Annotated in this window: 19 protein-coding genes; 10 read left to right on the top strand and 9 right to left on the bottom strand. The window is 62.6% G+C overall.

Annotation, left to right across the window (positions count from 1 at the left end; genetic code table 11):
• Positions 1 to 23 precede the first annotated feature (23 nt).
• From JVX98_RS11345 to JVX98_RS11325, 5 genes are all read left to right on the top strand, one after another.
• On the top strand, positions 24 to 260 hold the full coding sequence (locus tag JVX98_RS11345) for a hypothetical protein (RefSeq protein ID WP_246765000.1): 237 nt from the start codon (positions 24 to 26) through the stop codon (positions 258 to 260).
• Positions 261 to 456: 196 nt separating this feature from the next.
• Positions 457 to 693: a DUF982 domain-containing protein gene (locus JVX98_RS11340; RefSeq protein WP_192446332.1), complete on the top strand. Its 237-nt coding sequence runs from the start codon at positions 457 to 459 to the stop codon at positions 691 to 693.
• A 326-nt stretch (positions 694 to 1019) separates the two neighbouring features.
• Positions 1020 to 1226 carry a hypothetical protein gene (locus JVX98_RS11335; RefSeq protein WP_034788476.1) on the top strand — a complete coding sequence of 69 codons (207 nt, stop codon included), beginning with the start codon at positions 1020 to 1022 and terminating at the stop codon, positions 1224 to 1226.
• A gap of 254 nt (positions 1227 to 1480) precedes the next feature.
• Positions 1481 to 2167, top strand: coding sequence for a fumarylacetoacetate hydrolase family protein (locus tag JVX98_RS11330; RefSeq protein WP_192446333.1), 687 nt, complete (start codon positions 1481 to 1483; stop codon positions 2165 to 2167).
• A 75-nt stretch (positions 2168 to 2242) separates the two neighbouring features.
• A complete protein-coding gene (locus JVX98_RS11325) occupies positions 2243 to 2773 on the top strand; it encodes a gamma carbonic anhydrase family protein (protein ID WP_205238647.1) in 531 nt (176 codons plus the stop codon).
• 50 nt (positions 2774 to 2823) lie between these two features.
• Here JVX98_RS11325 and JVX98_RS11320 read toward each other — a convergent pair whose 3' ends face one another.
• From JVX98_RS11320 to JVX98_RS11310, 3 genes are read right to left on the bottom strand one after another with little or no spacing between them, the layout of a single operon-like run.
• On the bottom strand, positions 2824 to 3219 hold the full coding sequence (locus tag JVX98_RS11320; RefSeq protein ID WP_192446335.1) for a Fur family transcriptional regulator: 396 nt from the start codon (positions 3217 to 3219) through the stop codon (positions 2824 to 2826).
• On the bottom strand, positions 3219 to 4049 hold the full coding sequence (gene znuB, locus JVX98_RS11315; RefSeq protein WP_205238646.1) for a zinc ABC transporter permease subunit ZnuB: 831 nt from the start codon (positions 4047 to 4049) through the stop codon (positions 3219 to 3221). The genes JVX98_RS11320 and znuB overlap by 1 nt, the downstream gene beginning before the upstream one ends.
• Positions 4042 to 4944, bottom strand: coding sequence for a metal ABC transporter ATP-binding protein (locus tag JVX98_RS11310; protein ID WP_205238645.1), 903 nt, complete (start codon positions 4942 to 4944; stop codon positions 4042 to 4044). Before JVX98_RS11310 ends, znuB begins: the two co-directional genes overlap by 8 nt.
• A gap of 185 nt (positions 4945 to 5129) precedes the next feature.
• Between JVX98_RS11310 and znuA the strand changes: the two genes are divergently transcribed.
• The 3 genes from znuA to JVX98_RS11295 all read left to right on the top strand — a co-directional run bounded on the left by znuA (position 5130) and on the right by JVX98_RS11295 (position 7818).
• Positions 5130 to 6116 (top strand): zinc ABC transporter substrate-binding protein ZnuA, encoded by a 987-nt coding sequence (znuA, locus tag JVX98_RS11305; protein ID WP_205238644.1) that lies wholly within the window; start codon positions 5130 to 5132, stop codon positions 6114 to 6116.
• A gap of 287 nt (positions 6117 to 6403) precedes the next feature.
• Entirely contained in the window at positions 6404 to 7606 is a 1203-nt protein-coding gene (locus JVX98_RS11300) for a GTP-binding protein (RefSeq protein WP_205238643.1), read from the top strand.
• On the top strand, positions 7606 to 7818 hold the full coding sequence (locus tag JVX98_RS11295; protein ID WP_192446340.1) for a hypothetical protein: 213 nt from the start codon (positions 7606 to 7608) through the stop codon (positions 7816 to 7818). The genes JVX98_RS11300 and JVX98_RS11295 overlap by 1 nt, the downstream gene beginning before the upstream one ends.
• A 34-nt stretch (positions 7819 to 7852) precedes the next feature.
• Here the strand turns inward: JVX98_RS11295 and JVX98_RS11290 are convergent, their stop codons facing one another.
• A complete protein-coding gene (locus JVX98_RS11290) occupies positions 7853 to 8254 on the bottom strand; it encodes an RcnB family protein (protein ID WP_034788451.1) in 402 nt (133 codons plus the stop codon).
• Between the two features lie 124 nt (positions 8255 to 8378).
• Positions 8379 to 10007 carry a glycoside hydrolase family 43 protein gene (locus JVX98_RS11285; protein ID WP_205238642.1) on the bottom strand — a complete coding sequence of 543 codons (1629 nt, stop codon included), beginning with the start codon at positions 10005 to 10007 and terminating at the stop codon, positions 8379 to 8381.
• A gap of 345 nt (positions 10008 to 10352) precedes the next feature.
• Here JVX98_RS11285 and JVX98_RS11280 point away from each other — a divergent pair, with 345 nt between their 5' ends.
• Complete coding sequence (locus tag JVX98_RS11280; RefSeq protein WP_205238641.1) at positions 10353 to 10928, top strand: TRAP transporter small permease subunit; 576 nt, start codon at positions 10353 to 10355, stop codon at positions 10926 to 10928.
• Positions 10925 to 12769 carry a TRAP transporter large permease subunit gene (locus JVX98_RS11275; protein WP_205238640.1) on the top strand — a complete coding sequence of 615 codons (1845 nt, stop codon included), beginning with the start codon at positions 10925 to 10927 and terminating at the stop codon, positions 12767 to 12769. The genes JVX98_RS11280 and JVX98_RS11275 overlap by 4 nt, the downstream gene beginning before the upstream one ends.
• Before the next feature lie 311 nt (positions 12770 to 13080).
• On the opposite strand, the gene JVX98_RS11270 is transcribed toward JVX98_RS11275, so the two are convergent.
• The 4 genes from JVX98_RS11270 to JVX98_RS11255 form a co-directional block, all read right to left on the bottom strand.
• Entirely contained in the window at positions 13081 to 13494 is a 414-nt protein-coding gene (locus JVX98_RS11270; RefSeq protein ID WP_205238639.1) for a cupin domain-containing protein, read from the bottom strand.
• Positions 13495 to 13637: 143 nt separating this feature from the next.
• On the bottom strand, positions 13638 to 14744 hold the full coding sequence (locus JVX98_RS11265; protein ID WP_205238638.1) for a TRAP transporter substrate-binding protein: 1107 nt from the start codon (positions 14742 to 14744) through the stop codon (positions 13638 to 13640).
• Between the two features lie 278 nt (positions 14745 to 15022).
• Entirely contained in the window at positions 15023 to 16051 is a 1029-nt protein-coding gene (mgrA, locus tag JVX98_RS11260; protein WP_043625145.1) for an L-glyceraldehyde 3-phosphate reductase, read from the bottom strand.
• Positions 16052 to 16180: 129 nt separating this feature from the next.
• Positions 16181 to 17359, bottom strand: coding sequence for a Gfo/Idh/MocA family protein (locus JVX98_RS11255; RefSeq protein ID WP_205238637.1), 1179 nt, complete (start codon positions 17357 to 17359; stop codon positions 16181 to 16183).
• Positions 17360 to 17367: the final 8 nt, after the last annotated feature.

Genomic DNA, 17367 nt, shown 5'->3' with positions numbered 1-17367 from the left:
ATGCGACCTTGTGGGAGGGACGGGTGGCCCCATTGCGAGCGACACAATGCCTGGCGCTGTCGAAGGTCGACATGGCGAGGCTGCAGCGTGTCTTCGACGCGCTTTGCATTGAGCAGGGCTGGGCACGCGACGGGGAGCCGGCGCGGCGCCATGCCAGGATGCTGATCGACGACTATCTCGCAGGCAATACGAGCGAGGGGCGACTGCTCATTGCCGGTCGCGCATTTGCCGAAAGATTGCAGCGTGATATGCCCCGATAACGCCACCAGCGACGTTCGCACGACATGGCTTCGCCACCGCCGCTGGCAGCCGGCCCTGCCATAGCCGAAAAGCTGCTTACAAAAGCAAACTCCTGCGCTACATTAGCAAGATCGATTGTCGGCGCTCTCGAGAGGAGCCAGACGCCGGCGGTCGCAAATGCCGATGTTCATTGAGATGATCTCGAGGAGGAGACGCATGCAATTAGTCTGGAAACAGCCGATCGAACTCGACTTCGTTAGCGGCGATTGCCGCACCGTCAAAGGCCCCTCAGACGCCCTCGCCTGCCTTGCAGACCACTGGCCTCGCCGCGGACCATTCTATGTCGCCGCCCGCAGTGCCTGCCGTGCCGCCATCGACGGCCGTCGCACCCCCGAGGAAGCCCGATCGCTGTTCATCTCGGCCGCCGAAGAAGCCGAGCTGCATACGCACTGACGCGCCAGTCGGCGCAGAATTGAAGATGCCGCCGTCAAGGTGGCGAGCGCTTGCCATCGGGCAAGCGGCACAATGATATTTTGATTGAAAACCACGGCCTCTGATGGCCGATTACGATTGTTCAAGCTCCGGGCATTCGCCCGACAAACGCATCATTTCAGCACATTACTGCCCAATCTCGGGTGATTTTTCCAGAAATGGCCCGATTTCTGTCGTGAAGCATTCATTTCTTTCTACTATATTCTGAGGTGCCTCACAAAAACCCATTTCGGAGCGCCTTAGTCCCACAAGGGAATTCAAGAAAAACGATATACGGGAGAGAACATATGAGCGAGAGCAATCTCTATCGCATCGTTGAAGTCACCGTGAAGCGTGAAGGTGGCCGTCGTGATCTCGGCATCATGACCGTGCGCCAGGCCCTTGAGCTTCCCCAGGTCCCCAGCCTTGAATACAGCCATCCCGAACTCAATTCGCGTTCGGACGGTCGGTTCCTGACCCGCGACCAGCTTCAGGCCTACGCTCATTGCGCCTGACTTTGCCGATGATGGCATCCTTTCGGATGCCGTGATCGCGCGCGCCCAGGTGGGCGCGCCTTAATCAAAATCTTCGTCCCCAATCCTTGTTCCTAATTTTTCTGCGGATCGATTCCGATTCGCGGATTTATGCAGTAACGTCCGGATTCTCTCTTGCCTCGCCTCAACCGAAATCGGCCAACGGCGAGCACCCAACAAACGCGCGGTGTTCTTCCTGTCGGTTGCGACAGACGGATGCCCAAGACCGGACGATCATGGAAACAATCATCCCCCCACCGCTTCCCGTGCTGCTGCCGATTTCCGGCAGCCTCGTCGGCTTTCCGGTTCGCCGGGTCTATTGCGTCGGCCGCAACTATGCCGCCCACGCCATCGAAATGGGCCACGACCCGGACCGCGAGCCGCCGTTCTTCTTCCAGAAGAACCCGGACAACCTGCTTGCCGCCGGTAGCGCCTTCCCCTACCCGCCCTTGACCATCGACGTTCATCACGAGGTCGAACTGGTCGTGGTGCTGAAGCGTGGCGGCAGCAACATCGCCGTCGAGGACGCGCTCGATTGCGTCTATGGCTATGCCGTCGGCATCGATTTCACCCGCCGTGACCTGCAGGCGGAGGCGAAGAAGGCTGGCAAGCCCTGGGCCGCCGCCAAGGCGTTCGAGCATTCCGCCCCGCTCTCGGCGATCGCATCGGCCGAAACGATCGGCCATCCGGTCAACGGCAATATCTGGCTGAAGGTCAACGGCGAACTGCGCCAGCAGGGCGATCTCGACCAGATGATCTGGAAAGTGCCGGAGATCATCGCCGAACTCTCCAAGCTCTTCACACTGGCCCCCGGCGACGTCATCATGACCGGCACGCCCTCTGGCGTCGGACCGGTCGCGCGCGGCGACGAGGTCACCTGCGGCGTCGATGGCGTTGCGGCACTCGCCGTCAGCGTCGTCTGACCGGCTCACTTCCGGCAGGCGGTCCGCCGCCTGCCGCCCGGCCGCAATCGGCCATGTTGCGAAAGGACAGAATGGATGCCGCTCTACGCCCTTGGATCACTGCGCCCACAGACGCCGCCGAAGGGTAGCTATTGGGTGGCCCCGGACGCCAATGTCGTCGGCCAGGTCGAGATCGGCGACGAGGTCGGCATCTGGTTCGGCGTAACTCTGCGCGGCGACAACGAACCCATCCGGCTCGGCGCGCGCACCAACATCCAGGAAAACGTCGTCATCCATGTCGACCCCGGTTTCCCGGTGACGATCGGCGAAGGCTGCACCATCGGGCACGGCGCCATCATCCATGGCTGCACCATCGGCGAGAATTCGTTGATCGGCATGGGCGCAACCGTGCTCAACGGCGCCAAGATCGGCCGCAATTGCCTGGTCGGCGCCAATGCACTGGTCACCGAAGGCAAGGAGTTCCCGGATAATTCGCTGATCGTCGGCGCGCCGGCCAAGGCGATCCGCACGCTGGACGAGGCGGCGGTGGAAGGCTTGAAGCGCTCGGCGGCGCATTACGTCAAGAACTGGCGGCGCTACGCCGCCGATCTCACGCGGCTGGATTGACCGCAGGACAGTTCAGGGAGCGCTTTCCGGCCTCCCTGAAGCAACCGCCCTTACGCGCAGCTCTGGCAATGGCCGCGAATCTCGATCGTCGTCTTTTCGGTCTTGAAGTTTTGCGCCCGCGTCAGCGTCGAAAGCCGCTGCTCGATTGCCTCGTCATGAAATTCGGTCACCTGGCCACAGCCTTCGCAGATGGTGAAGGCCGTGACGCCATGGTCGTGCTCGTGATCGTGCGGGCAGGTGCAGGCAACGAAGGCATTGATGCTCTCAAGCCGATGCACGAGACCGTATTCGAGCAGCTTGTCGAGCGCCCGATAGACCTGCAGAGGTGCGCGAAATCCATGATCGCGCAGCTTGTCGAGGATGGTGTAGGCGCTCATCGGCCCTTCGGAATGGCTGAGCGCATCCATCACCAGCGTCTGGTTCTTGGTCAGTTGCGGCGTAGCCATTAGTGGTGCCCTCCAGGCGTGGAATGATGCGCCGCCTCGATCGGGCGGCGGCCGATCGGTAGCAGACTCAGAACGAAAAGCCCAACCGCGGCAACGACGATAGACGGTCCCGACGGGGTATCCCAGTGCAGCGAGCCGAAAAGCCCGCCGGTGACGGCGAGCGCGCCGATGACCGAGGCGAGCACCGCCATGATTTCCGGCGAGGTCGAGAAGCGCCGTGCTGTTGCTGCCGGGATGATCAGCAGCGAGGTGATGAGCAGGATGCCGACGATCTTCATGGCGATCGCAATCACCAGCGCCATCAACAGCATGAAAAAGAGCCGCGTGCGCTCCGGCTTCAGCCCCTCGGCTTCCGCCAGTTCCGGATTAACGGTCGAAGCCAAAAGCGGGCGCCAGAGATAGACAATCGCAAAGATCACCAGAATTCCGCCGCCCCAGATGATGTCGATGTCGGATTCGGAGACCGCGAGAATATCGCCGAAGAGGAAGCCGACGAGATCGATGCGCACCCAGGTCATGAAGGCGACGATGACGAGACCGAAGGACAGTGCCGAGTGTGAGAGGATGCCGAGCAGCGCATCGGTCGACAGCGCCCCGCGCCGCTGCAGGAAGAGCAGCAGCACCGAGACGACGGCCGCAACGATGAAGACGCTGAGCATCAGGTTGAGTTCGAGCAGCAGCGACAGCGCCACGCCCAGCAGCGCCGAATGGGCCATGGTGTCGCCGAAATAGGCCATGCGCCGCCAGATGACGAAGCAGCCGAGCGGCCCGGCCATGACGGCAATGCCGACGCCGGCGATCAGCGCGCGCACGAAGAAATCGTCAAGCATCGCGCTTCTCCTTCACGTCATAGCCATGCAGCCTCGAATGGTGGCCGCAGCCGCAATCCTCGCCATGGTCGTGCACATTTTCCTCGTCGTGGTGATGGCCGTCGCCAGGGTAGCAATGTTCGGTGATCGAACCGTCGGCATGCAGCACCCGGCCGTCGGGCAGATGGGTGTGGTCGTGATTGTGGCTGTAGACCGCAAGCGTATTGGCCGCCCGCCTGCCGAAAAGCTTCTGATATTCCGGGCTCTGGCTGACCGCCTGCGGTGTGCCGCGGCAGCAGACATGGCCGTTCAGACAAACGACCGTATCGGTCTCGGCCATGACGATGTGCAGGTCGTGCGAGATCAGGAGAATGCCGCAGCCGGTGCGGTTGCGGATCTGCTTGATCAGTTCGTAGAGCGCGATCTCGCCGCTGAAATCGACCCCCTGCACCGGCTCGTCGAGCACCAGCAGGTCGGGCTTGCGGGCAATGGCGCGAGCGAGCAGCGCGCGCTGGAACTCGCCGCCGGAGAGATGCTGCACCTCGGCTTTCGCCAGATGCAGCACGCCGGTCGCCGACAACGCCTCTTCGATCTCCCGCCCCTTCAAAGGACCGGTCAGCGTCATCAGCCGCTCGACCGTCAGGGGCAGCGTCCAGTCGACAGCGAGCTTCTGCGGCACGTAGCCGACCTTGAGGCCCGGCTTGCGCTCGACATAGCCCTCGTCCGGCTTGAGCACCCCGATCGCCGTCTTCGCCGTCGTCGATTTGCCCGAACCGTTCGGCCCGATCAGCGTGACGATCTCGCCGGGACTGATCGAGAACTCGACGCCGCGCACCAGCCAGCGGCCGTTGCGGCGCACGCCGGCATTGCTGAGATTGACCAGCGGCAGCGTTTCTGGGGAGCGGACATTCAGCATGAAAAAATTCCGGATTGCATGGTTGCCACTGGCTATCGCACACGTTATAGCATAACGCAATTGATGTAATAACATTACATTACGACTTCAAGGCAATCAACGGCCTGTTGAAGCGAGAGATTTGCATGCCCGACAGTACCTCTGGCCGATGCGGACAGGGGCGTCAATCAAGCCCGGAGAACCCGATGAAATCGACATCCGCCCTGCTCTTTGCCTCCACCATGCTTCTTGCGGCACCCGCCGCGGCCGACAGCCCCAATGTGGTGGTTTCGATCAAGCCGATCCACTCCCTCGTCGCCTCGATCATGCAGGGCGTCGGCGAGCCGTCGCTGATCGTCGAGGGCGCGGCCTCCCCGCACACCTACAACATGAAGCCTTCGAACGCGTCGGCCTTGCAGGCGGCAAAGGTGGTCTTCTGGGTCGGTCCCGGCCTGGAAGCCTTCCTCGACAAGCCGCTCGACGCATTAACAAGCGGCGCAAAGGTGGTGGAACTCAGCGAAGCCCCAGGCATCCAGAAACTGAAGTTCCGTGAAGGCGGTGCGTTCGAGGCGCATGACCACGGCGACGAGGGTCATGGTGAGGAGGGCCACAAGCATGCGGAGGGCGAAGCCGGGCACGATCATGGGCATGACCACGATCACGGCCACGGCGATACCGATCTGCACATGTGGCTCGATCCCATGAATGCCAAGGCGATGGCGGCCGCGATCGAAAAGACGCTCACCGAGGCCGATCCCAATAATGCCGGCGCCTACAAGGCCAATCTGGACGCGCTGAACAAGCGCCTGGACGCACTCGACGCCAAGCTCACGGAGACGGTGGCGCCGATCAAGGACAAGCCCTTCGTCGTTTTCCACGACGCCTACCAGTATTTCGAGCACCGCTACAAGGTTCGCGTCGCCGGCTCGATCACCGTCAGCCCCGAGGTACTGCCAGGTGCGGAGCGGGTGTCCCAGATCCATGCCAAGATCAAGGAACTGGGCGCGACCTGCGTCTTCGCCGAGCCGCAGTTCGAACCGAAGCTGATCAATGTAGTGATCGAGGGAACGCCGGCGAAATCCGGAACGCTGGACCCGGAAGCCGGTACGCTGGAGGCCGGCCCCGATCTCTATTTCCAGATGATGGAAGGGATCGGCACCTCGCTGAAGACCTGCCTCACCTCGGCAAGCTGACCCGTCCTCCCAAGACGGTATCGGTGGGCGTTCGCCTGGCTCGATTATGGGGGCGCCCACCCCTCTCCTTCACTTTCACGCTTGATCCGTCATCCGCAGGCTTGACCCGAGGATGACGAGCCTGGCGGCCGACCGGGAATACAGAAACGTCAAGCGAAGATCTGCCTAGACGGGAACCGAGGCATGCCGCGGCTTGAGGCCGGTTTCACACGCGGATAAGGCGAGCAATCGCGCTCGCCTTTTTTAACGACTGCATCTGTAACGATATAACATACAGGAACCAATCGATGGAAAAGCTCCCCGTCACCGTTCTCTCCGGCTTCCTTGGCGCCGGCAAGACGACGCTGCTCAGCCACGTGCTTTCCAACCGCGACGGCCTGCGCGTCGCCGTCATTGTCAACGACATGAGCGAGGTCAACATCGACGCAGCTTTGGTGCGTGACGGCGGCGCCGATCTGTCGCGCACGGAAGAGCAACTGGTGGAAATGACCAATGGCTGCATCTGTTGCACGCTGCGCGACGATCTCCTGAAGGAGGTCCGCAATCTCGCGGAACAGAACCGCTTCGACTATCTGCTGATCGAATCGAGCGGCATTTCCGAGCCCCTGCCCGTCGCCACCACCTTCGATTTTCGCGACGAGCACGGTGAAAGCCTGGCCGATGTCGCCCGCCTCGACACGATGGTGACCGTCGTCGACGCGGCAAATCTTCTCGCCGACTATTCCTCGCTCGATTTCCTCGCCGATCGCGGCGAAACGGCGGGCGAAGGCGATACACGCACTCTCGTCGACCTCCTGGTCGAGCAGATCGAGTTCGCCGATGTGGTCGTCTTGAACAAGGTCGGCACTGCCACGCCCGAGCAGGTGGATGCCGCCCGCAAGATCATCGTCGGGCTCAACCCCGATGCGCGGCTGATCGAAACCGATTTCGGCAAGGTGAACCTGCGCGAGGTCCTTGGAACCGGTCGCTTCGATCTCGCCAAGGCCGAAGAACACCCGCTCTGGTATAAGGAACTGCACGGCTTCAAGGATCATATCCCGGAGACCGAGGAATACGGCATCCGCTCCTTCGTCTATCGCGCCCGCCGTCCGCTCGATCCCATGCGCTTCCAGGCCTTTCTCAACCGCTCCTGGCCGGGCGTGCTTCGCGCCAAGGGCTTCTTCTGGCTGGCGACCCGACCGCATTATGTCGGCGAGATCAGCCAGGCCGGCCCGCTCGTTCGCACCGGCAAGATGGGGCTGTGGTGGTCGGCCGTGCCGCAGGAGCAATGGCCACGCGAACCCGGCTTCCTGAAGGCGGTCGGTCCCTACCTGGACCCGGTCTGGGGTGATCGTCGCCAGGAGATCGTCTTCATCGGCGCCGACCCGATGGACGAGGCGGAACTTCGCGCCGAACTCGATGCCTGCCTGATCGCCGACGAGCGTTTTCGTCCGGAACGCTGGCGCGATCTTGCCGACCCCTTCGCCAGTTGGTCGCCACGGGCCGCCTGATGGCCGACGCCGCACGCGCACCGCGCCGACCGCGCTTCATCTGCATGGCGCTCAACGCCGCCGGGCGGCCGGTGCCGATGTTCGATCCGTTTCTGGGCGATGAGCCGGAGGACGAGGACGCGCCGCAAGCGGCAGGCGCCATCGAACTGCTGCTGTTTGGCGACCGGCAAAACCCACGCTCCGGTCACCGAAAAGGCGAAGGGGCGGCGTGAAACGCCGCCCCTTCGCTGAACCCAGTGGGTGGTATCAGCGTGCTGCCGCCAGACCGACGATGACGCCGGTCGCAAGGCTGATCAGCAGGAAATCGTTGCCGGACCGCACCCACTGCTGGCCGCGCGGCGGCTGGCGAAGCTTGTAGTAACGGTAGTCGCGCACCTGCGCCATGTGGCGACGCTCGGCCGGCGACAGGCGATGGCCCCGCGCCCAGCGCTCCTTCTTCTTGACGATGACCCGCTTTTCGATCGTGACGTGCTTGTCGACGTGACGATCCACGCGGCGGTCCATGTGACGATCGTAGTCGCGATCGACGGGTCGACGCGAACGATCATAGTTCTGCGCCACCTCGAAGGATCCTGCCGGCTGGGCAAGGGCTGCGACCGGCGTAATCAGAACGGAGCTGGCGACGAGCGCGATCAGGAGACGTTTCATTCGGGTGTCCTTTCGTTGTCTGCACCCGAAAATTAGGCCCCGCTTCCTGAACCGAATATGAAACTCTACATTACAAATACGTAATCATATCCATCACTTATTTCGCATTCCTAATGTTCACAGATCAACCGGCCGCAAGGCTGACGTAGCGGAAGCGATCGAAATCGGCAGCCTTACCAGCGCCTGACGTGTCGAAGGCGAACAGGCCGGCGAAGGCGCCGGTGAAGGATCCGTGCTCGCCGCGGCCGCCCTCGTCCGAGACCACGCCCGCGTCGAGAACCGGGCCGATCGGCTGCCATTCCGCTGTGCCGCTCGCCCGCCAGAGGAACTGCAGGTCGTTGTCGCGGACCTCCATCGCAAGCTTGAGCGGACCATCGGGAATGGCGATGCCGCCGCCGACGGGAAACTCCAGCCGCGCATGCGGAAAATCGCCGGGGCACGAGAGGATCATCAGCGTACGTCCCAGCGTCTCGTGCCAGGTGACCCCGAGCGCATGAAACTTGTGGCGGTTGTAGTAATGCGTCAGGCCTGCCACCTGCTGATAGGTTTCTGCCGTGAACTCGACCGTCGTCTCGGCGCGGAAGGAATGATGTTCCTGCCGCCGCGCCACCAGCGCCTGCTCGAACCAGCTGCCGATGCTCTCGCGACCGATGAGACGCAGATGGCCCGGACGCCGGTCGAGCGAGAAGATCCGCTCCGGCTGCGGCGTGCGCAGCCACTGGAAGTCGATCGGCAGCACGCCGTCGTCGAACTCCGTCTCCACGGCGACGGGTGCCACCACCTGCTCCACAGGTCCCGGAGCCGGGACGAGCACCTCCGGCACCGGCCCGCCATTTTCTAGATAGAGCCAGCCATCCTCGCGCCAGACACATTTCTGCAGTGCCGTCTCGCGGCCGAGCGGAGAGCGACGCTGCGGCGGAAGCGGCCTGCCGGTTAGATGGGTGTGATAGGCCTGTCCGTCGGGCGTCTCGATGTACTGGCCATGGCCGGCGCGCTGCAACGGCGCTTCGGGGTGATCCTTCGACGTGATCAGGTAGATGTCCGGATGCATCTCATAGGGACCGTCGATCGTGCGTGAGCGCGCCATGGTGACGGCATGGTCGTAGCCGGTGCCGCCTTCGGCCGTCGTCAGATAGTACCAGCCGTTCTTCTTGAAGAGATGCGGCCCCTCGACGAGGCCGAGCGGTGAGCCGGCAAAGATGTTCTTGACAGGACCGACGAGACGGCGTGTTCGCTCGTCCCACTCCTGCAGCAGGACGCCGTCGAAGGCCGGATGTTTCGGCGAGCCGCCAAAGCTCATCGTGCGGTGGTTCCATTGCATGTTGAGGAACCATTTGCGCCCGTCATCGTCGTGGAAGAGTGAGGGATCGAAGCCTGAGGAGTTGACATAAACAGGATCCGACCAGGTCGCCTCGATCGCCTCGGCCGTGACGATGTAGTTGTGCGCGTCCTTGAAGTTGCCGTCGAAGCGCTTGACGTCGGTATAGACAAGCCAGAACAGCCCGTCGCAATAGGACAGGCACGGCGCCCAGACGCCGCAGCTGTCGGGGTTGCCGCGCATGTCGAGCTGGCTTGCCCGCTCCAGCGGCCGGCGGACGAGCTTCCAGTTCACCAGATCGCGCGAGTGATGGATCTGCACGCCCGGATACCATTCGAATGTGGAGGTGGCGATGTAGTAATCGTCGCCGACGCGGCAGATCGAAGGGTCCGGGTTGAACCCTTTAAGGATCGGGTTTCGGATCATGGCGGTCATTTCCAGGCGTCCTCCGTTGGCGGCGCCATCCGACCCCAAAAATCATACAAATTCAAGCCTGCAACGTTACAGTAAAACATTCTCCCCGCTATTTGCGGCCAGCGATCCACATCGATTCGAGACTGCGATCTGCCCCTAGAGATGGCTGACGATCGTCATGTTCCGGCATCGGCGGCCGGATTGCACAAACAATGAGCAAAGCGCCGAAACGGGCTATTCTACTTTAGTCGGAAGCGGCCCAACTAGACGGGAAAATCGCGGCCCGGACTTGAACGCGCGCTTGAAATCGGCACTCTTGCTGTGCTTGGCACAAGAACCAAAAAAGCCATCGCGGGGAGGAAATCGATGAGAGCTTTGCTCGGCTTCAGCCGACTCATAGACACGATCACGGAATTTATCGGAAAGAATGTTGCGTGGCTGATCCTGGCGGCCGTGCTTGTGAGCGCCGGCAACGCCGTCATCCGCAAGATCTTCAACATTTCGTCGAACGCCTGGCTCGAGGCGCAGTGGTACCTGTTCGGCGCCGCGTTCATGTTCGCCGCCGCCTATACGCTGAGCCAGAACGAACACATCCGCATCGACGTGGTCTACGGCCAATTCTCGCGCCGGGTGCAGCACTGGATCGACCTCTTCGGGCACGTCTTTTTCCTGATGCCCTTCGTGCTGCTCGTGCTCTACTACCTCTTCCCCTATGTGAAGATGTCCTATGTCTCGGGCGAAGTCTCCTCATCAGCCGGCGGCCTGATCATCTGGCCCGCCAAGGCCATTCTGCTCTTCGGCTTCCTGCTTCTGGCCTTCCAGGGCGTGTCCGAGATCATCAAGAAAATCGCGATCATGACCGGAAACATGGACGACCCGACACCCTATGTGCCGACCCATGCGCCGCTTGACGATGCCCTGTCGACGGAGCCACGCCCATGATCGAATTCATTGCCGAAAACCTGGCGCCGATCATGTTCGTGTCGCTGATCGTGTTCCTGCTCCTGGGATACCCGGTCGCCTTCTCGCTCGCCGCCAATGGTCTCCTGTTCTTCATCATCGGCGTCGAACTCGCGCCGCTGTCGGACTCGATCAATCTCTCCTGGCCGTTGCTCAATGCGCTGCCGGACCGGTTCTGGGGGGTGATGTCGAACGACACGTTGCTTGCCATCCCCTTCTTTACGTTCATGGGGATCGTGCTCGAGAAATCGGGCATGGCGGAAGACCTGCTCGACACGATCGGCCAGCTCTTCGGCCCGATCCGCGGCGGTCTCGCCTATGCGGTCATCTTCGTCGGCGCGCTGCTTGCAGCCACCACCGGCGTCGTCGCCGCCTCGGTCATCGCCATGGGCCTGATCTCGCTGCCGATCATGCTGCGTTACGGCTATGACCGCAAGGTCGCCTCGGGCGTCATTGCGGCTTCAGGCACGCTCGCCCAGATTATCCCGCCGTCGCTCGTGCTCATCGTTCTTGCCGACCAGCTCGGCCGTTCGGTCGGCGACATGTATGCCGGCGCGCTGATCCCGGGCCTGGTCCTCACGGGCCTCTACATGGGCTACATCCTCCTCATGACCTTCATCCGGCGCGACTCGATGCCGGCATTGCCGCTTTCAGCCCGCACCCTCGGCTCCGGCGTCACCTCGCTTGCCGTCGCCCTCGTCGTGGCAGCTGCATTCGCCTATGGCGCCCACGTCTACCTCTACCCGACCCATGGCGCCAACGCCGACATCCTCGGCGCAACGGCCGGCGTCGCCTTCATCTATGTCGTCGCCCTCATCGACAAGAGCTTCAAGATCAACGCGATGTCCAGGCTTGCCCAGCAGGTCATCATCGTGCTGATCCCGCCGCTCGCCCTGATCTTCCTCGTGCTGGGCACCATCTTCCTCGGCATCGCGACGCCGACGGAAGGCGGCGCCATGGGCGCGGTCGGTGCACTGATCATGGCTGCCGCCAAGGGCCGTCTCAACATGGATGTCGTGCGCGGCGCGCTGACGGCAACGACGCGCCTGTCGGCTTTCGTGCTGTTCATCCTCATCGGTGCTCGGGTCTTCTCGCTCACCTTCTACGGCGTCAACGGCCATATCTGGGTCGAACACCTGCTGACGGCGATGCCGGGCGGCGAAACCGGCTTCCTGATCGCGGTCAACCTGCTCGTCTTCTTCCTGGCGTTCTTCCTCGACTTCTTCGAGCTCGCCTTCATCATCGTGCCGCTGCTCGCACCCGCCGCCGACAAGCTCGGCATCGACCTCATCTGGTTCGGCGTGCTGCTCGGCATCAATATGCAGACGAGCTTCATGCACCCGCCCTTCGGCTTCGCGCTCTTCTATCTGCGCTCGGTCGCGGCCAAGGTGCCCTATCTCGACAAGATCACCGGCAAGAACATCCAGCCCGTCACGACCGGCCAGATCTACTGGGGTGCCGTGCCCTTCGTCGGGATCCAGATCCTGATGGTGGCGCTGACGATCATGTTCCCGCAGATGGTCATGCACTACAAGGGCACGGGAACGGTGGTCGATCCGAACACGATCAAGATCGAGGTGCCCGGCTTTGCGCCCGGCGGCGGCCTCACCTTGCCGGACAATGGCGGCGGCCTCGGCCTTCCCGGCGGCCTGCAGCTTCCAGGCGGCAGCCCGCTCGACCAAAAGCCGGCCGATCAGGGCGGCGCCCAGCCGCAGACCGCTCCGTCGAACGACCTCAGCCAGCCGCCGTCGTTTGGCAGCCCGGGTGCCCAGCCGCAGACCGCACCTTCAAACGACCTCAGCCAGCCGCCGTCGTTCAAGTAAGACGGCCGGCAGACAGACAGAAGGGCGGTCCGCAAGGGCCGCCCTTTTCGTTTGGCGAAAAACCGGATGCGATGATTGCCAAGACCTCCGTCCTTCCTGTGCTCGTCACAGCAATCCAGTAGCGTCGCGTCCGCGGCGCGGAAAAATCATTTCAGCCCAAGGACTTGGACCGGCCGGATGCCTGTGAGAAGCACAGGAATGACGGCGCATTTGAAGTCGCGGTCTCCGCAAGCTTGAGATGATCGACCCAGGACGATACCAGCCCCTCAGGCGGTCGCCATTTGCCGCCACTCCCGCCCACCGAAGCTCGCTCACTCGATCCGCTTGGCCGGATTGTCCCGATACCAGTCGACAATCATGGGCATCGCCTCCTCGAAAGGGCCGCCGACATAGACGTTGAGCAGCCCCATGCGGGCCCGGCTCTCATTCTTGAAGTCATGCATCGTCCCGCGCGGGATGACGAATAGCGAACCCTTCGGCTTCCGGTGCCAGATGTCGCCGACGAGCACGCTCGCCGTACCCTCGATCACATAGAAGATCTCGTCATTGTCGTCATGGCTGTGGGCGCCCGGCCCTTCATGCCGCGCCTCCAGCCACCATTCCGAGATCGAGAAGCGCCCGGCGGTCTCGGCGCCATCGGCTTTGAACACCGCCTGGATCGCGCCCATGTCGTAGCGCCGCCCCTCGTCGGGACCGAGCACGACGGATTGGCCTTCGCTTGGCATGGCTCTTCCTCCGTCCTGTTGAGGCAGCAACCATACCACGAAATTCGGAAACGACGGCGCGCAACACGCTGTGCGAGCCGCAAAGAAAAGGCCGCCCGCGAGGATATCGCGAGCGGCCCGTTTCCATGAGCAAGGGAGAAAGCTTAGAGCTTGCCGCCGCGCTGCTGGATCATCATGAAGGTGTCGTAGTTGTATTCGGCGATCTGGGCGTTGAGGTAGTACTCGCCGCGGAAAGCCTTGATCGAGTCCCAGATCTTCTTGAAGGTCGGGTTCGAGGCTTCCATCTCCGCATAGACTTCGTTGGCCTTGTCAAAGCAGGCCGACAGGATTTCGGCGCTGAACGGGCTGAGCTTGGCACCGGAAGCCACCAAGCGCTTGATCGCCGCCGGGTTCAGGTAGTCATACTTCTGCAGCATGTTCGCGTCGGTCGCCTGGCAGGCGGTGCGCAGCAGCGACTGGTAGTTCTTCGGCAGCGCTTCGAAGGCCGCCTTGTTGAACATGGCGTGGACCGTCGGGCCACCTTCCCACCAGCCGGGATAGTAGTAGTAGGGCGCGACCTTGTAGAAACCGAGCTTCTCGTCGTCATAGGGGCCGACCCATTCGGCAGCGTCGATGGTGCCCTTTTCCAGCGCCGGGTAGATGTCGCCGCCGGCGATCTGCTGCGGCACGACACCGAGCTTCTCGACGACCTTGCCGGCGAAACCGCCGATGCGCATCTTCAGGCCCTGCATGTCGGCGACCGTCTTGATTTCCTTGCGGAACCAGCCGCCCATCTGCACGCCGGTATTGCCGCCGGGGTAGCCGACGAGGCCCTGGGCGCCGAGGAATTCGTTGAAGAGGTCGATACCGCCACCATGATAGTGCCAGGCATTCATGCCGCGCGCGTTGAGCGCGAAGGGCACGGCAGCACCGAGCGCCCAGGTCGGGTCCTTGCCCCAGTAATAGTATGCGACCGTGTGGCAGGCTTCGACCGTACCGGCGGCAGCCGCGTCAGCAGCCTGCAAGCCCGGCACGATTTCGCCGGCGGCAAAGACCTGGATCTGGAACGCGCCGTCGGTCGCTTCGGAGACGTATTTCGACAGCACTTCGCCGCCGCCATAGATCGTGTCGAGCGACTTCGGGAACGACGATGCCAGGCGCCAGTTCACCTTCGGGTTTGCCTGCGCAAGCGCCGGCGTCGCCAGTGCTGCGGCACCGGCTGCGGCCAAGCCGCCAAGGCTTGCGTTTTTCATAAATGAACGGCGATCCATGGTTCCTCCCCTAGTTCTCGCCAAAAGGGCGGGCGCATTCAGCACCACCGCCCATCAATCCACCCTGCCCCTTCCCGGACGATGGGTGGCTCTCCTCCTCGTTACCCGTCGAAGACGACGCAAACAGGCGTCGCAACCGCCAGGCATTGTCGCACCTTACAGAAACACCTGACCATGTCCAGAAGCCGCTTTCCGGCGCATATTCGACTTTTGTCTAATGCGCCGGAAAGCAATGAGATTTGCCCAAAATGCAGGCAAATCAATATTTTCGGTCAAAATCAGAGCTCGGCCGACTTGGCCCAGAGGTTGATGTCGGCCTCGCGCGCGTAGAGATCGATCTCGGCCAGTTCGTCGGCCGTAAACGTGTCGTTTTCGAGCGCCTTGACGCAATCGACGATCTGCTCCGAACGGCTGGCGCCGATCAGCGCCGAGGTGATGCGGCCATTGCGCAGCACCCAGGCAAGCGCCATCTGCGCCAGCGTCTGGCCGCGCTTTTCGGCAATGCCGTTCAGCTTGCGGATATTGTCGATGATTTCAGGACGGATGAAGTCCTTCTTCAGGAAGTGGTTCTGCGCCGCGCGGCTGTCGGAAGGGATGCCGCCGAGATATTTGGTCGTCAGCATGCCCTGGGCCAGCGGCGAAAACACGATCGAGCCGATGCCGAGGTCTTCGAGCGTATGGATCAGCCCGTCGTCCTCGATCCAGCGGTTGAGCATGGAATAGCTCGGCTGGTGTATGAGGCAAGGCGTGCCCAGGTCCTTCAGGATCGCGGCCGCTTCGCGGGTCCGCTGCGAATTGTAGGAGGAGATGCCGACATAGAGAGCGCGGCCCGAGCGCACGATATGGTCGAGCGCCCCGCAGGTTTCCTCAAGCGGCGTCTCCGGATCGAAGCGGTGCGAATAGAAGATGTCGACATAGTCGAGACCCATGCGCTTCAGGCTCTGGTCGCAGGACGCGATCATGTATTTGCGGCTGCCCCATTCGCCATAGGGACCGGCCCACATGTCGTAGCCGGCCTTGGACGAGATGATCAGCTCGTCGCGCAGGTGGGCGAAATCCGTGCGCATGATCTCGCCGAAGGCGGTCTCGGCCGAGCCCGGAGGCGGGCCGTAATTGTTGGCGAGGTCGAAATGAGTGATGCCGAGATCGAACGCGGTGCGGCACATGTCGACCTTGCGGTCATGCGGCGTGTCGCCGCCGAAATTGTGCCAGAGCCCCAGCGAGATCGCCGGCAGCTTCAGGCCGGAACGGCCGACGCGGTTATATTTCATGGTGTCGTAGCGGTTTTCCGCCGGTAGCCAGGTCATCGCAAAAATCCTCCGCGATCCATGTCCGGATGGCGAACCTTTCCGCCACCCTCAAAATGAAACGGTTTCCGGTGCGGCTGGCCGCAGCGGAAACCTGAAGTCACAAAGGTCTAAACCTGTCGGCTGCCGCTATGAAGCCGCAGCGACGCGATTTCCCGATATTTCTTCCTGCGGCTCACGCAACAGCGCCCGCGCCTCCTCGATGCCGAGGGCGGCCGGCTGGGTGCAGGTGGTGGAAAGCTCGATGAACCGCCCCTCCTCGCCGGACTTCAGGATCGACACCATGACGTCGACGCCGTGCAGTGCGCGGTCGAGCGAGCAGCGGGCATCGCGGCCTTCGAGGATCGCGAGCGCCATGTCCGCAAGACCGGCGGTGCGGTAGTTCGCCATCGGTCCCTGCGGGTGCTCCTGGTTGGCGATGCCGAAGGGATGATCCCAGGCTTCCAGCGGCTGGATGTTCTTGTCCTGCCCGCTGATCTCCACGGTTCCGCCGAAGAAGTTCGGATCGGGCACATAGAGCGAGCCTTCAGTGCCATAGAGCTCCATGTTGGCATGGCGGTGCGACCAGACATCCCAGCTCGCCGACAGCGTGATGGTCGCGCCGTTGTCAAATTCGAGCAGTGCGTGGATGTTGGTGGGGGTCTTGACCGGGATCACCTCGCCCTTGCGCGGCTCGCTGGTGATCGTGCGGGTCGGGTTGGCCATGGTGGCGAGCGCCGCCACGCGCTTCACAGGGCCGATCAGGTTGATCAGGTTGGCGATGTAATAGGGACCGAGATCGAGGATCGGGCCGCCGCCGGGCAGGAAGAAGAAATCCGGGTTCGGGTGCCACATCTCCATGCCCGGGCTCATGACGTGGCACGTGCCGGACGTCACCCGGCCGATCTTGCCGGCATCGACCGCGCTGCGGGTAAGCTGATGCGCCCCTCCGAGGAAGGTGTCGGGGGCGCAGCCGACCGAAAGGCCCTTCGCCTTGGCGATTGCCCTGAGCTCTTCGCCCTGCTCGAGCGAGAGCACCAGCGGCTTTTCGGAATAGACGTGCTTGCCCGCTTCGAGGATCGCCTTGGACACCGGATAGTGCGCATCCGGGATCGTCAGGTTGACGACGATGTCGACGGCAGGATTGGTGAGCAGCGCCTCGATGCTCTGGGCCTCGACGCCGTACTCAGTCGCTCGTGCCTCGGCAGCTGCCGGGTTGAGGTCAGCGCAGGCGACGACCTTGATGCCCTTAAAGAGCGGGGCGAGCTTGAAGTAGGTGGTGGAGATATTGCCGCATCCGATGATGCCGACGCCAAGTTCCTTGGTCATGGATGAAC

The sequence above is a fragment of the Ensifer sp. PDNC004 genome (assembly GCF_016919405.1).
Taxonomy (GTDB): domain Bacteria; phylum Pseudomonadota; class Alphaproteobacteria; order Rhizobiales; family Rhizobiaceae; genus Ensifer.
This window is presented reverse-complemented; position numbering and strand designations above follow the sequence as displayed.